We start from the raw sequence: 16556 nt of genomic DNA, 5'->3' as shown, positions 1-16556 counted from the left end.
CAGGTCGTGATCCTGCACCGCCGGGAAGATCTCCGGCAGATGGCTGCGCCCGGCGCGCTCCAGCACCGCGGCCACCGCGCTCAGCTCGGCATTGGCGAACAGCTCGCCCAGGGCCAGTTCCACCCCCAGGCGCTGGCGTACCTGGGACACCATGCGCATGGCCAGCAGCGAATGGCCGCCCAGTTCGAAGAAGTGATCGTGGCGCCCGACCCGCGGCAGGTGCAGCACCTCCTGCCAGATCGCGGCCAGGGTGGTTTCGGTGACGCCTTGCGGGGCCTGGTATTCACGGCCAAACAGCGCCGCCTGATCCGGCGCCGGCAGGGCCTTGCGGTCGAGCTTGCCGTTGGCGGTCAGGGGCAAGGCGTCGAGCCGTACATAAGCCACCGGCACCATGTAGTCAGGCAACTGCGCCAGCAGGTGGGCGCGCAACTGCGCCACGTCCAGGGCGACGTCCTGCTGCTGGGTGAAATAGGCCACCAGCCGCGGGTTGCCCGGCTGATCCTCGCGGGCCAGCAGCACGGCTTCCTGGATACCGGGGAACTGGCAGAGACGGGTCTCGATTTCCCCCAGCTCGATACGCACGCCGCGGATCTTCACCTGATCGTCGTTGCGCCCCAGGTAGTCGATGCGCCCGTCCGCCAGCCAGCGCGCCAGGTCGCCGCTGCGGTACATGCGCGCCCCAGGCTGGTCGCTGAAGGGATCGTCGAGAAAGCGTTCGGCGGTCAATTGCGGGCGGTTGAGGTACCCCCGGGCTACCCCGGCGCCGCCCACATACAGCTCACCGGCGACGCCGATGGGCACCGGGCGCTGCTGGGAATCCAGCAGGTAAATGCGCGCGTTGGCCACCGGCCGGCCGATGTCCAGCTCGCCACCGGCGTGGATCGGCCCGGAACTGGCCACCACCGTGGCTTCGGTGGGGCCGTAGTTGTTGATCAGGGCAAAGCCCTGGTCGTGGCTGAACTGGCGCAGGCGGTCGCCGCCGATCAGCAGGGTGCGCAGGCTCGGGTGGCCCTGCTCCTGGCTGAAGGCGTACTCGGCCACCGGGGTCGGCAGGAAGCTCACGTCCAGGGGCTGGGCACGCCACCAGGCGAGCAAGGCATCCAGGTCCTCGCTGCCGTCCTGGGCCGGTGCCAGGTGCAGGGTCGCGCCCACACACAGCGCCGGCCAGACCTCCCAGGCCATGGCATCGAAACCGAAGCCGGCCAGGCACGAGGCCTGGCTACCGGGACGCAGGTCGAAGGCCTGGCAGTGCCAGTCCACCAGGTTGCCCAGGGTCCGGTGCTCCACCATCACCCCCTTGGGCAGGCCGGTGGAGCCGGAGGTGTAGATCACATAGGCCAGGTTGGCCGCGCTCAGCCCCGGCACCTGGGCATTGTCCGCCGTCTGATCGAGCCACAACCGCTGGTTGAGTTCGATCACCGGCACCGTCAGGGCCGGCAGGCGCCCCAGCAGCTCGGCCTGGGTCAGCACCGCCCGCGGGCCGCTGTCCTGGAGCAGGTAGTTCAGACGCTCGGCCGGGTGGGCCGGGTCGATGGGCACATAGCAGGCCCCGGCCTTGAGAATCGCCAATAGGCCCACCACCGTTTCCAGGCTGCGCCGGGCAACGATGGCCACCCGGTCATCGGGCTGCACCCCCAGCCCGCGCAGTTGCCGGGCCAGGACATTGGCCTGTTGGTTGAGCTCGGCATAGCTCAGCGAGCGGCCCTGGTAGCAGGCCGCCAGGGCGTCTGGGGTGCGCTGCGCCTGGGCCTCGATGCGGCCATGGATAGCCTGCCCCGGGGGGTAGTCCACCGCGCTGCGGTTAAAGCCTTCCAGCACCTGCTCGCGCTCCGCCACCGGCAGGATCGGCAACTGCTCCAGGGCCAGTTGCGGCGTCTGCTCCAGGGCCTGGGCCAGGTTCTTAAGGGTGCACAGCAGGTAGCCGAGGATGCGCCGCGGGTCGACCTGGGTGCTGGCCAGCAGGGTCAGGCTGAAATCCTGCCCGAGGTCGTCGACGCTCAGGGTCAGGGGGTAGTTGGTGCGTTCCTCGGAGCTCAGGGTGCTGATCCCGGCCCAGGCGGCCTGGGCCGCGGCACTGGCCCCGGTAGCACTGTGCCGGTAGTTGAGCAAGGCGCTGAACAGCGGGGTCGGTGCGCTCACGCCGCTGCAACGCTGGGCCAGGGCCAGGGCCGCGTGTTCGTGGCGCAGCAAGGTGGTGAGCCGGGCATGGGTGGCCTTGAGGGCCTCGCCCAGGCCCTGGCTGTCCACATCAAGGCGAAACGGCAAGGTGTTGATGAAGATCCCCAGGGCCCGCTCGGTGGCTTCGGCGCCTTGCAAGCGGCCCATCAGCACAGTGCCGAACACCACCTTGTGCTTGCCCGCCAGGGTGCCCAGCACCCGGCCCCAGGCCAGGTGGAACAGGCTGGCCGCGCTGACCCCGGCCAGCCGGGCCCGGGTCCGCAGGCGCTGGCTCAACTCGGTTGGCAGGGCCTGGGTGTATTCCTCGATGGCCCGGCCATCGCCCTGCACATCCTGCAGGCCGTAAGGCAGGGTCGGCTCGTCGATATCGCCGAGCATCTGGCGGAAGAACGCTTCGTGCTCCTGTTCGCTGATGCCCAGCCGCGCCTGGGCCACGTAGTTGCGAAACGGCATGGCCGGCCCCAGGCGCTCGGCCTGCCCGGTAAGGAAGGCCTGCATCTCGTGGCGCACCACATCCAGGGCGCTGTGGTCCAGAGCCATGTGGTGAAACAGCAGCATGGCGACGATGCGCTGCCCGGCGTCATCCCGGGCATGCACCAGGCGCAACAGCGGCGCCTGGCTGACGTCCAGGCGATAGTGGCGGGCGTCGAAACGCGCCTGCAACTGGGCCAGAACCTCACCGGCCGCAGGGTCGGTCTCGACCTCTTGCAGCTCCAGCCCGGCCTCGCGCCAGACCACCTGCATCGGCTGCTCCAGGCCATCCCAGAGCACCGCGGTGCGCAGGATGTCGTGCCGCGCAATGACCCCGCGCAGGGCCTCGGCAAAGGCTTCCAGGCGTTCCTCGCTGGCGAAGGCGAACTGCGCCTGCATCACATAGGGGTCGCCCTGCTGCGCACTGACGTGATGGTAGAGAATGCCCTCCTGCAGGGGCGCCAGGGGATAGATGTCTTGCACGTTGGCGACCCCGCCCGGAACGCTGGCGACAATGCGCTCGATGGCCTCCTGGTCGAGGTTGGCCAGGGGCAGCATCGCCGGGGTGATGCGGCTGATGCCAGGGGTGATGCCATTGGCCGGCACCTGCACCTGCCCGGCCTTGCTCGGCGAATACTGGCCGGCGCGGATCAGCTCGATCAGCTCCGGCTTGTGCTCGCGCAAGCGGGCCAGTAGCTGCGGTTCGCTCAGGGCCTGCTTGTTGCCCTGGACCACCAGCTGGTCGTCCTTGAGCACCAGTTGCACATCCTTTTCCTTCAGTGTCGCCAACAGTTCGATCACGCTCACAGGACGATCTCCATTCGTTCGGTCATGGCCGCGTAGGCCGCCAGGGTCGGCTGTTCGAACAACGCCCGGACATCGGCTTCCATACCTAGCTCACGCATGCGGCTGATCAGGCTGACCGCCAGCAGTGAGTGCCCACCCAGTTCAAAGAAATGATCGTGACGCCCCACCCGCTCGACATTGAGCAGTTCGGCCCACAGCCGCGCCAGGGCGATTTCGGTGTCGCCCACCGGGGCCTCGTACTCGCGCACCTGGGCCGCCTCCAGCCCCGGGGCCGGCAGTTCCTTGCGCGCCAGCTTGCCGTTGGCGCTCAGGGGCAGCGCCGCCAGGTGCACGAACAGCGCCGGCACCATGAACTCCGGCAGGTGCTGCAGCAGTTGCGTGCGCAGGTGCTCGACGGGCAGGCGCCGGGCGCTGTCGTGGGTGGTGTAGTAGGCCACCAGGCGCTGGTCGCCGGGCACATCCTCGCGGGCCAGTACCACCGCCTCCTTGACCTCCTCCAGCTGGGTCAGGCGCGCCTGGATTTCCCCCAGTTCGATGCGCAGGCCGCGGATCTTCACCTGGTCGTCGTTGCGCCCCAGGTATTCGATAGTGCCGTCGGCCTGATAGCGCCCGAGGTCGCCGGTGCGGTACAGGCGCGCCCCCGGTTCCTGGCTGAACGGGTCCTTGAGGAAACGTTCGGCGCTCAACTGCTCGCGGTTCAGGTAACCCCGGGCCACCTGCACCCCGCCGATGTACAGCTCGCCCACCACCCCCAGGGGCACCGGCTGCATCTGCGCGTCCAGCAGGTAGATGCAGGTATTGGCGATGGGCTTGCCGATGGGCGTGTGGTCCGGGGTATCGGCCAGCGGGCCGCTGCAATCCCAGGCAGTCACGTCCACCGCGGCCTCCGTGGGGCCGTAGAGGTTGTGCAATGCCACCTGTGGCAGTTGCTGCTTGAAGCGCCGCACCAGGCTGCCCGGCAGCGCCTCGCCGCTGCACATCACCTGGCGCAGGCCCAGGTCCTCGGCGCCCTCGCCCTGGGCCAGGAACACATCGAGCATCGAGGGCACGAAGTGCAAGGTGCTGATGCGTTCATCACGGATCACCTGGCGCAGGTAGGCCGGGTCCTTGTGCCCACCGGGGCGCGCCATCACCAGGCGCGCGCCGGTGAACAGCGGCCAGAAGAACTCCCAGACCGAGACGTCGAAACTGAACGGGGTCTTCTGCAACACCGCGTCCTCGGTGACAAGGCGGTACTGCGCCTGCATCCACAACAGGCGGTTGACCACGGCCCGGTGCTCGTTCATCGCGCCCTTGGGCTGGCCGGTGGAACCGGAGGTGTAGATCACATAGGCCAGGTGCCCCGGGGTCAGCCCCTCTACTTGCGGATTGCCCGGCGCCGGCCCGCTCCAGGCCAGCTGGTCGAGGTCCACCAGGGGCCGCGCCAGTTCGCCGAGCAATGCCCGGGTCGTGCCCTGGGCCAGCACCGCCAGGGGCGCGCTGTCGTCGAGCATGTAGGCGATGCGTTCGGCGGGGTAGCCCGGGTCGATGGGCACATAGGCGCCGCCGGCCTTGAGGATCGCCAGCAGGCCGACCACCATTTCCAGCCCGCGCTCGACACAGATCGCCACCCGGCTGTCGGGGCCGACGCCCAGGTGCAGCAGGTGCCCGGCCAGCTGGTTGGCGCGCCGGTTGAGTTCGCCGTAGCTCAGCTGCTGCTCGCCGGCCTGCACCGCAGTGGCCTCGGGGCTGCGCCGTACCTGGGCCTCGAACAGCCCGTGCAGGGTCTGCTCCAGGGGGTAATCCACGGCCGTGGCGTTGAACCCTTGCAGCAGGTGCTGACGCTCCTGCGGCGGCAGGATCGGCACCTCGCGCAGGGGCCGCTGCGGCGCCGTCTCCAGGTTCTCCACCAGGGCCAGCAGGGCCTGCTGCATGTAGCCGCAGATACGCTCGGCACCGATCCGCGCCAGGGTCATGGCGGTGAGACGGAACCCCTGGCCCAGGTCGTCGACGTTGAGGCTCAGGGGGTAGTTGGTGCGCTCCTCGCTGTGCAGGGTCTCGATGCCCTGCCAGGCCTGTTGCACGGCCTGGCTCGGCACCCCGTCGCTGCCGTGGCGGTAGTTGAGCATGGCACTGAACAGCGGCAGCGGCGCGGCCACCCCGCTGCAACGCTGGGCCAGGGCCAGGGAGGCGTGTTCATGACCCAGCAGGGCACTGAGCCGGGCGTGGGTGTCCTTGACCGCGGCACGGCTGCCACGCGCATCCAGGTCGACCCGCAGCGGCAAGGTGTTGATGAACATGCCCAGGGCCCGGTCGGCGCCCTGCCCGGCGCTCAGGCGCCCCAGCAGCACGGTGCCGAACACCACCCGGTCCTGGCCCGAGGTGACGCTCAGGACCCGGGCCCAGGCCAGGTGGAACAGGCTCGCCGCACTCACCCCCAGCAACCGGGCCTGGGTTCGCAGGCGCGCACTCAGTGACGGCTCCAGGGCCTGCTGGCGCTCTTCGATGGCATCGCCATCGCCCTGCACGTCCTGCAGGCCGAACGGCAGGGTCGGCTCATCGATATCGCCGAGCATCTCGCGAAAGAATGCCTCGTGCTCTTCACGGCTCACACCCAGGCGCGCCTGGGCCACGTAGTTGCGATAGGGAATCGCCGTGCCCGCGGGCGACTGCCCCAGCAGGCAGGCCTGGATTTCCTCGCGCACCACCTCCAGGGCGGTGTGGTCCAGGGCCATGTGATGGAACAGCAGGATGGCGACGATGCGCTGGCGGGCCGGGTCTTGGGCATACACCAGGCGCATCAGCGGCGCCCGGGTCAGGTCCAGGCGCAGGTGCCGGGCATCGAAGCGCGCCTGCAGTTGCTCCAGGACCTCGCCCTGGGCGGGGTTCGCTTGCACCTCTTGCACCTGCACCCGTGCCTGGCGCCAGACCACTTGCAGCGGCTGCTTCAGGCCTTCCCAGAGCACCGCGGTGCGCAGGATGTCGTGGCGCTCGACCACCCGCTGCAGGGCTGCGGCGAAATCATCCAGGCGTTGCCGACTGGCGAAGGCCAGCTGCGATTGCAGCAGGTAGGGGTCGCCCTGCCGGGCACTCAGGTGGTGATAGAGGATGCCCTCCTGCAACGGCGCCAGGGGGTAGATGTCCTGCACGTTGGCCACGCCGCCGGGCACGCTGGCCACCACTCGGTCGATGGCTTCCTGCTCCAGTTCCACCAGCGGCAGCAGGTCCGGGGTGATGCGCGGGCAATCCGCGGTGATCCGGTTGGCCGGGACCGCGACCTCGCGGCCACTGCCCACCGCAGCCGCCAGCGCAGCCAGGGTCGGCTGGCCGAACAGCACCCGCACGTCGGCGTCCAGGCCGATCTGGCGCATGCGTTCGATCAGGCTCACCGCCAGCAGCGAATGCCCGCCCAGTTCGAAGAAGTGATCATGGCGCCCCACCGCCTCCACCTGCAGCACCTCGCTCCAGATCCGCGCCAGGGCCTGTTCCACCTCGCCTTCGGGGGCCACGAATTCCCGGTTCAGCCAGGCCTCTTCCCCCGGCGGTGGCAGGGCCTTGCGGTCGAGCTTGCCGTTGGCGGTCAGGGGCATGGCCGGCAGGCGCACATAGGCCACCGGCAGCATGTAGTCCGGCAGCCGGCCTTGCAGGTGGTCGCGCAGGTCTTCGGCGGCGGCTTGCACGCCCTCGGTACGGGAAGTGAAATAGGCCAGCAGGCGCCCCTCGCGGACCAGCACCAGGGCTTCCTTGAGGGCCGGATGGGTGAGCAGCGCCGCCTCGATTTCCCCAGGTTCGATGCGCATGCCGCGCACCTTCACCTGGTCGTCGTTGCGCCCCAGGTAGTCGAGGTTGCCGTCCGCGCGCCAGCGGGCCAGGTCACCGGTGCGGTACATGCGTGCCTCGGGCTCGGCGCTGAAGGGGTCGTTGAGAAAGCGTTCAGCGGTCATTTGCGGGCGATTGAGGTAACCCCGGGCCACCCCGGCGCCGGCCACATACAGCTCGCCACTGACCCCCTGGGGCACCGGGCGCTGCAGTTCGTCCAGCAGGTAGAGCCGCGCATTGGCCACGGGCCGGCCGATATGCAGGGCGCCACCGGCCTCGATCCGCCCGGAGCTGGCCACCACCGTGGCTTCGGTGGGGCCGTAGTTGTTGATCACTGCAAAACCCGGGTCGGCGGCGAACTGGCGCAGGCGGTCGCCACCGATCAGCAAGGTGTCCAGTGTGGGGTGGCCGAGCCCCTGGCTGAAGGCGTATTCGGCCACCGGGGTCGGCAGGAAGCTGACATCCAGGGGCTGGGCGCGCCACCAGTGCAGCAGCGCTTCGATATCCTGGCTACCCACTTCGGCGGGCGGCAGGTGCAGGGTCGCGCCGCTGCACAGGGTCGACCAGACCTCCCAGGCCATGGCGTCGAAGCCCAGGCCGGCGACGCTGGAGCTATGCCGCCCCGGGCCCAGGTCGAAACTCGCGCAGTGCCAGTGCACCAGGTTTTCCAGGCTCTGGTGTTCCACCATCACGCCCTTGGGCAGGCCAGTGGAACCGGAGGTGTAGATCACATAGGCCAGGTGCGCCGGGGTCAGGTGCGGCAGCAGCGGGTTGCCCTGCTCGGCCTCCTGCCAGGCAACCCCATCGAGATCGATCGACACCACCGCAAGGCTGCCCGGCAGCTCGCAGGTGGCGCTTTGTACCAGCACCGCCAGCGGCGCGCTGTCCTGCAGCAGGTAGGCGATGCGTTCGGCCGGCAGGCTCGGGTCGATGGGCACATAGGCCGCCCCGGCCTTGAGGACCGCCAGCATGCCCCGCAACAAGTGCGGCCCGCGTTGCAGGCACAGGGCCACGCGATCGTCTGGGTGCACGCCCAACTCCAGCAGTTGCCGGGCCAGCTGATTGGCCTGCTGGTTGAGCTGGCGGTAGCTCAGGCGCAACGGCCCCTGCACCAGCGCCACGGCGTCGGGAGCCTCTGCCGCTCGCGCCTCGAACAGCCCGTGCAGGGTCTGCCCGCGGGGGTAGTCGGCGGTGCTGGCATTGCAGCCCTCCAGCAGTTGCTCGCGCTCTTGTGGCGGCAGCACCGAGCACTGTTCGAGGGCCGCCTGCGGGTTGTGTTCCAGGGCCTGGGCCAGTTGCTCCAGGGCACCTTGCATATAAGCGCCGACACGCTGCGCACCGATTCCGGCCTGGGCCAGCAGCGCCAGGCTGAAGCCTTCGCCCAGGTCATCGACGCTGAGGCTCAGGGGGTAGTTGCTGCGCTCCTCGCCCCCCAGCAGTTCGACGCCCTGCCAGATATCCAGGCCGTCCGGCGCCGCCGTGTTCGGCACGCTGTGGCGGTAGTTGAGCAAGGCGTTGAACAGCGGCGCGCCAGCCGCCACCGCGCTGCAGCGCTGGGCCAGGGCCAGAGAGGCGTGCTCATGGCCGAGCAAGGCGCTGAGCCGGGCGTGGGTGGCCTTGACCGCGGCACGCACGCTGCCCTGCACATCGACCCGCAGCGGCAGGGTATTGATGAACACCCCCAGGGCGCGGTCGGCGCCCGCGCCGCCCTGCATGCGGCCCATCAGCACGGTGCCGAACACCACCTGGCGACGGTTGGCCAACTGCCCCAGCACCAGGCCCCAAGCCAGGTGCATCAGGGCCGCGGCGCTCACCCCCAGGTGCCGCGCTTGTTGCCGCAGGCGCCGGCTCAGGGCCTCGGGCAGCGCCAGCTCGGCCTCTTCGATACCCAGGCCGTCACCCTGTACGTCCTCTACACCGAAGGCCAGAGTCGGCTCGTCGATGTCCCCGAGCATGTCGCGAAAGAACGCCTCGTGTTCCGCCTGCCCGGCACCCAGGCGTGCCTGAGCCACATAGTTGCGGTACGGCACCGGTGTGCCCAGGTGCTGCGCGCGGTCGAACAGCAGGTCGCGCATTTCCTCGCCGATCACCTCCATGGCGGTATGATCCAGGGCCAGGTGGTGGAACAGCAGGATCGCCGGCACCCGCTGCTGCCCGGGCTCTCGCGCATAGACCAGGCGGATCAGCGGCGCCTGGGCCAGGTCCAGGCGCCAGTGACGGGCGTCGAAGCGCTGCTGCAACTGCGCCAGCAGGTCGCCCCCGGCCGGGTCCAGATGCTGTTCCTCGACCCGGAGCTCGGCATGGCGCCAGACCACTTGCAGCGGTTGCGGCAGGCCTTCCCAGAGCACCGCGGTGCGCAGGATGTCGTGGCGCGTGATGACCTGCTGCAGGGCACCGGCGAAACGCTGCAGGCGCTCCAGGCTGTCGAAGGCCAGGCGCGATTGCAGCAGGTAGGGATCGCCCTGCCCGGCGCTCAGGTGGTGATAGAGAATGCCCTCCTGCAACGGCGCCAGGGGGTAGATGTCCTGCACATTGGCCACACCGCCCGGCACGCTGGCCAGCACTCGGTCGATGGCCTCCTGGTCCAGTTCCACCAGGGGCAGCAGGTCCGGGGTGATGCGCGGGCAATCAGCGCTGATGAGGTTGGCCGGCACCTGCACTTCCCGGCCGCTGCCCACGGCATCGGCCAGGGCGGCCAGGGTCGGCTGGCTGAACAGCACCCGCACATCGGCGCTCAGGCCGATCTGGCGCATGCGCTCGATCAGGCTCACCGCCAGCAGCGAGTGCCCGCCCAGTTCGAAGAAGTGGTCGTGGCGCCCCACCTGCTCCACCTTGAGCAGCTCGCTCCAGATCCGCGCCAGGGCGATTTCCACCTCGCCCCGGGGCGCGACGAATTCACGGCTGAGCAGGGCCGACGGGGCCGGCGCCGGCAGCGCCTTGCGGTCCAGCTTGCCGTTGTTGGTCAGGGGCAAGGCCTGCAACTGCACGTAGGCCAGGGGCACCATGTAGTCCGGCAGTTGCTGCTGCAAGGCTGCGCGCAGGGCTTCGGCCGGCAGCGGCGCGGCGTCCGCCTGCAGGGTGTAGTAGGCCACCAGGCGCTTGTCCCCGGGCTCGTCTTCCCGGGCCAGGACCACGGCCTCCTTGACCCCGGCGCAGGCAGTGAGGCGCGCCTCGATTTCCCCCAGCTCGATGCGCAGGCCACGGATCTTCACCTGATCGTCGTTGCGCCCCAGGCATTCGAGCAGGCCGTTGCCCAACCAGCGGCCAATGTCCCCAGTGCGGTACAGCAAGGCCTCGGGCTGTTCGCTGAAAGGGTCGCGGATAAATTTCTCGGCGTTGAGTTCGGGGCGGTTGAGATAACCCAGGGCCACGCCGTCGCCGCCGATCACGATCTCCCCCGGGGCACCGATGGGCAGCGGCCGCTGCTGGGCGTCCAGGACATACACCCGGGTGTTGCCGATCGGCCGGCCGATGGGCACGTGCTCGGCGTCATCGGCCAGGGCGGTGACTTCATGGGTGGTGGCGTAAGTGGTGGTTTCGGTGGGGCCGTAGCAGTGCACCAGGCGCAGCCGCGGCGCCAGCGCCAGCAGGCGGCGAAAGGCCGCCGGGTCGGCACGCTCGCCGCCGCAGAGGAGAATCCGCAGGCCCTTGAGGGCCTCGGGAATCAGTTGCACGTACTGGTTGAACAGCGCCGTGGTGACAAACAGCACCGTGGCCCCGGCCGTGCTCAGGGCCCGGCCGAAACGCGCAGGTTCCAGCAGGGTGTAGTGATCGATCACCAGCACCCGGCCGCCATTGAGCAAGGCGCCCCAGACATCCATGGTGCTGGCGTCGAAGGCTGGGTTGGAGGCGAAGGCCACCCGGTCCTCGGGGTTGAAGTCGGCATAGCCGTTGTTGAGCACCAGGCGGTTGATGGCCCGGTGCGGCACCCGCACGCCCTTGGGCACGCCGGTGGAGCCGGAGGTGTACATGATGTAGGCCACGGCCTCGGACGACTGCGCCAGGTCCGGGTTGTGCCCGGGCAATGGCGCCAGTTGCAGGCGGTCCAGGTCGACCCTTCTGGCCGGGCACGCAAGCACCTGGTCGCTGCGGCTGAGCAGCAGCACGCTGGCGCTGTCTTGCACCATGAAGGCCTGGCGCTGGGCCGGGGCGTTGATATCCAGGGGCACATAGGCCGCGGCGCATTTGCAGACGGCCAGTTGGCTCACCAGCAGGTCCAGGGACCGGGGCAGCAGGATCGCCACCCGGTCGCCGGGCTGCAGCCCGAGCTCCAGCAGGTGCCAGGCCAACTGGTTGGCCCGGGTATTGAGCTCGCCGTAGCTGAGCTGCGCCTGGCCTTCGACCGCCGCCACCCGCTGCGGGTGGGCCTGGGCCTGTGCCTCGAACAGCCGGTGCACGGTGTGCTGGCGCTGGTAGTCGCGGGCGCTGGCATTGAACTCCAGCAATACCTGGCGGCGCTCGGCCGCCGGCAGTACCGGGATGTCCTCCAGGGCCAGGGCCGGGGTCTGCTCCAAAGCCTGGGCGAGGTGTTCCAGCACGCACTGCAGGTAGCCACAGACCCGATCGCCGTCCACCTGCGCCACGGCCTGCACGGTCAGGCGCAGGCCCTGGGCGTCATCGTCGATATTCAGCGCCAGGGGGTAATTGCTGCGCTCCCGGGAGTCGAGCACGCGGATCCCCTCCCAGCTCGCCGGCCCCTGCTGCGCGGTGTCGGCAGCGCTGTGACGGTAGTTGAGCAGGCTGTTGAACAGGGGCAGCGATGCCGGCACGCCGCTGCAGCGCTGGGCCAGGGCCAGGGAGGCGTGCTCGTGGCCCAGCAATCGGGCCAGCCGGGCGTGGGTGGCGCGCAAGGCCTCGGCCACACCCTGTTCCCCGACACTGACCCGCAACGGCAAGGTGTTGATGAACATGCCCAGGGCCCGGTCGGCACCGGCGCCGCCCTGCATCCTTCCCAGCAGCACGGTGCCGAACACCACGTCATCGCGACCCGCCAGTTGCCCCAGCACCCGGCCCCAGGCCAGGTGCAGCAGGCTGGCCAGGCTCACTCCCAGGTGCCGCGCCTGCTCTCGCAGGCGCCGGCACAGCGCCGGGTCGAGGCGCCGTTGACGTTCCCGGATGCCGCTGCCGTCGCGCTGCACGTCCTGCAGGCCGAAGGCCAGGGTCGGCTCGTCGATGTCCGCCAGCATCTCGCGGAAGAACGCCTGGTGCTGCTCCTCGCCATGGCCCAGGCGCGCCTGGGCCACATAGTTGCGGTACGGTGCCGGCGCCGGCAACTGCCCGGCGGTCCCCTGCAGCACCGCGCTGATCTCCTCCACCAACACCTCCAGGGAGCTGTGGTCCAGGGCCAGGTGGTGGAACAACAGCAGGCCCAGCCAGCGCTGCTGCCCCGGGTCCGCGGCGCAGGCCAGTTGCAGCAGCGGCGCCCGGCTCAGGTCCAGGCGGTAGTGACGGGGGTCGAAACGCGCCTGCAGTTGCTCCAGCACCGGGCCCTGGGCCGGGTCCGCCTCGACCACCTGAATGTCCAGGGGCGCCTGGCGCCAGACCACCTGCACCGGCTGTTCCAGGCCTTCCCAGGCCATGCTGCTGCGCAGGATGTCGTGGCGCGCGATGACCTGCTGCAAGGCCAGGGTGAAGGTTTGCAGGGCGTCTTCGCCGGCAAATTCGAACTGCACCTGGAGCACATAGGGATCGCCCTCGGCGCTGCTCAGGTGGTGATAGAGGATCCCCGCCTGCAAGGGCGCCAGGGCATAGATATCCTGGACGTTGGCGGCGCCGCCGGGCACCCGCGCCAGCAGCCGGTCGATGGCGGCCTGATCGAGGTCCGCCAGGGGCAGCAGGTCCGGGGTAATTTGGTGGCAATCGGCGGCGATGCGGTTGGCCGGCACCTGCACCTCGCGCTGCCCGCCCACGGTCGCCGCCAGGGCGGCCAGGGTCGGCTGGCCGAACAGCACCCGCACATCGGCGCACAGGTCCACCTGGCGCATGCGCTCCATCAGCTTGACCGCCAGCAGCGAGTGCCCGCCCAGCTCGAAGAAGTTGTCCTGGCGCCCGACCTGCGGCAAGCCCAGCAGCTCTTGCCAGATCGTCGCGATGGCCTGTTCCACCTCGCCCTGGGGCGCTGCATATTCACGCCGGGCCAGGGCCTGGCTGTCCGGCGCCGGCAGGGCCTTGCGGTCGAGCTTGCCGTTGGGGGTCAGGGGCCAGGCCTGCAACGTCACGAAGGCGCTGGGCAGCATGTGCTCGGCCAGGCTCTGTTGCAGTTGCTCGCGCAGTTGCGCGGCGCTGGCAGCGGCCCCCAGCCGGGGGATCACATAGGCCACCAGGCGCTTGTCCCCCGGGGTGTCTTCCCGGGCGATCACTACCGCTTCGCGCACCCCGTCGCAGGCCGCCAGGCGGGCCTCGATCTCCCCCAGCTCGATGCGAAAGCCGCGGATCTTCACCTGGTCATCGTTGCGCCCCAGGTACTCCAGGCTGCCGTCGCTGCGCCAGCGCGCCAGGTCGCCGGTCTTGTACAGCCGCGCCCCCGGCTCGTGGCTGAAGGGGTCGGCGATAAAGCGCTCGGCGGTCAGCTGATCGCGGTTGAGGTAGCCCCGGGCAACCCCGGCGCCGCCCACATACAACTCACCCTCCACGCCGCTGGGCAGCGGCTCGCGGTGGGCATCGAGCACATACAGTTGCAGGTCGGGAATGCGCCGGCCGATGGGGCTGCTGCCCACCAGCTGGGCGTCCGCCGCCTGCAACGGGCGATAGGTCACGTGCACCGTGGTTTCGGTGATGCCATACATGTTCACCAGCTGGGTGCCGACGTTTTCCAGGTGGGCATACCAGGGCTTGAGCATCCCCGGTTCCAGGGCCTCGCCGCCGAAGATCACCTGGCGCAGGGAGTGCTTGAGGGGGCTCTGGTCCTGGGCCGCGATCAGCGAACGGAAGGCGCTGGGGGTCTGGTTGAGGATGCTCACCCGGGCTTCGCAGAGCAGCCGGTAGCAGTCATCCGGCGAACGGCTGACGGCCTGGGGCACCACCAGCAACTGGCCGCCATGCACCAGCGCCCCCCAGATCTCCCACACCGAGAAATCGAAGGCGAAGGAGTGGAACAGCGCCCACACGTCCCGCCAGTTGAAGTCGAACCAGTCGCGGGTGGCGCTGAACAGCCGGGCCACGTTGCGGTGCTCCACCATCACCCCCTTGGGCAGGCCGGTGGAGCCCGAGGTGTAGATCACATAGGCCAGGTGGGCCGGGGTCAGCCCCGGCACTTCGGGGTCGTCCTGGGCTTCATGGGCCAGGGTGCGGCTGTCGAGGTCGATCAGCGGCACCCGCAGGTCGGCCACCAGGGACTGGGTGCCGGCCTGCACCAGCAGCGCCACCGGGTCGCTGTCCTGCAGGGTGTAGGCGATGCGCTCGCGGGGGTAGGCCGGGTCGATGGGCACGTAGGCACCGCCGGCCTTGAGGATGCCCAGCAGGCCGACGATCATTTCCACGCCGCGCTCGACACAGATCGCCACACGCTGGTCCGGGCGTACGCTCAGCGCCAGCAAACGGTGGGCCACCTGGTTGGCGCGCCGGTTGAGCTCGCCGTAGCTCAACCGCAGCTCGCCGAACAGCAGCGCCGGGGCCTCGGGCTGGACCCGGGCCTGGGCTTCCACCTGCTGGTGGATCAGCGGGCTGTCCGGGTAGTGCCCCAGCGGCGTGTTCAGGCCCTGCAACAGGTAGCGGCGCTCGCTGGCCGGGAGCATCTCCAGGCTGTACAGCGGTGCCTGCGGAGTGCTCTGCAAGGCCAGGGCCAGGCTCTCCAGGGCGGTCAGCAGGTAGCCGGCGATGCGCTCGGCGCCCAGTTGCCGATCCACCAGGGCGGTGATGCAAAAATCCTCTCCCAGGTCATCGATGTTGATGGTCAGCGGGTAGTTGGTGCGTTCTTCGGCGCCCAGCACCTGGATGCCCGCGGCCACCTCCTGCACCTGGGCGCCATCGGCGGCGTGGCTGTGGCGGTAGTTGAGCATGGCGCTGAACAGCGGCGTCGGCGCACTGACCCCGCTGCAGCGCTGGGCCAGGGCCAGGGACGCATGCTCATGGGCGAGCAAGGCACTGAGCCGCTGATGGGTGGCCAGGACCCCGGCGCGCACGCCCTGGGCGCCGACATCCACCCGCAGCGGCAAGGTGTTGATGAACATGCCCAGGGCCCGCTCGCCGCCTTCGCCGGCCTCCATGCGGCCCAGCAGCACGGTGCCGAACACCACCGTTTCGCGCCCCGACAGCTGGCCCAGCACCCGGGCCAGGGCCAGGTGCATCAGGCTGGCGCTGCTCACCCCCAGCTGCCGGGCCTGGGCCCGCAGGCGCTGGCTGAGCTCGCGGTCCAGGGTCAGCCGGGCCTCTTCGATCACCCGCCCGGCGCCCTGCACATCCCCCAGGCCGCACGGCAGGGTCGGCTCGTCGATATCGCCGAGCATCTCGCAAAAGAAGCGTTCGTGGGCCGCCTCGCTGCGGCTTGCCAGGGCCTGGGCCAGATGGTTGCGAAACGGTACCGGGGCCGGCAGGCGCTCGCTGTGCCCTTGCAGGCGGGCGTGGATTTCCTGGCGTACCAGGTCCAGCGCGGAGTGGTCCAGGGCCAGGTGATGGAACAGCAGCAGCGCCACCTGGCGCTGGTTGGCCGGGTCCTCGGCGTGCACCAGGCGCAGCAGCGGCGCCTGACGCAGGTCCAGGCGAAAGTGCCGGGAGTCGTAGCGGGCCTGCAACTGGCCGAGCACATCGCCGTCGGCCGGGTCCAGCGCCACGGCCTCGATCACCAGCGGCGCCTGGCGCCAGACCACCTGCAACGGCTCATCCAGGCTTTCCCAGGCGATGGCGGTACGCAGGATGTCGTGGCGCTCGATGACCCATTGCAAGGCTTCGGCGAAGGCTTGCCGTCGCTCGGCACTGGCAAAGGCGAAGCGCGCCTGCAGCACATAGGGGTCGCCCTGGGCGGCGGACAAATGGTGATAGAGCATGCCTTCCTGCAGCGGCGCCAGGGGGTAGATGTCCTGCACGTTGGCGGCGCCACCGGGCACTGCGGCGACGATACGCTCGATGGCGGGCGGGTCCAGCTGCACCAGGGGCAGCATGTCCGGGGTGATCCTGAAAGCCGGGCTCAGCCAGCTGCCGCCCTGGCCGTCGAGCAGTTCCAGGAGCCGGGCCTTGTGCTGCACCAGGCTGTCCCAGAGCCCGTCGTCCAGCGCCTCGTCATCGCCCTGGACGAGCAGGTCCTCCTGTTCCCGTTGAAGACGGATCGCCAGGGTCGAAAGCACTGCCATCAATTCGCTGAACTGCAT

The 16556-nt window shown here is 69.7% G+C and carries 2 protein-coding genes (1 of these 2 running past the window's edge); both read right to left on the bottom strand.

Features of this window, described 5'->3' with window-relative positions; genetic code table 11:
• On the bottom strand, positions 1-3456 hold the 5' portion of the coding sequence (ofaC, locus tag ABCR88_RS11705) for an orfamide A non-ribosomal peptide synthetase OfaC (RefSeq protein WP_350404581.1). 11247 nt of this gene lie to the left of the window's left edge; only the first 3456 of its 14703 coding nucleotides appear in the window; it begins with the start codon at positions 3454-3456; its stop codon lies off the left edge, out of view.
• Positions 3453-16556 carry an orfamide A non-ribosomal peptide synthetase OfaB gene (ofaB, locus tag ABCR88_RS11700; protein WP_350404579.1) on the bottom strand — a complete coding sequence of 4368 codons (13104 nt, stop codon included), beginning with the start codon at positions 16554-16556 and terminating at the stop codon, positions 3453-3455. Before ofaB ends, ofaC begins: the two co-directional genes overlap by 4 nt.

Source organism: Pseudomonas sp. W17 (assembly GCF_040268305.1).
Lineage (GTDB): Bacteria > Pseudomonadota > Gammaproteobacteria > Pseudomonadales > Pseudomonadaceae > Aquipseudomonas > Aquipseudomonas protegens.
Note: the sequence above shows the minus strand (reverse complement) of the source record. Positions and strands in the feature narration are given on the sequence as shown.

Coding starts and splice junctions, on each gene's coding strand:
- ofaB (WP_350404579.1), bottom strand. CDS start 16,556: ATGCAGTTCAGCGAATTGATGGCAGTGCTTTCGACCCTGGCGATCCGT.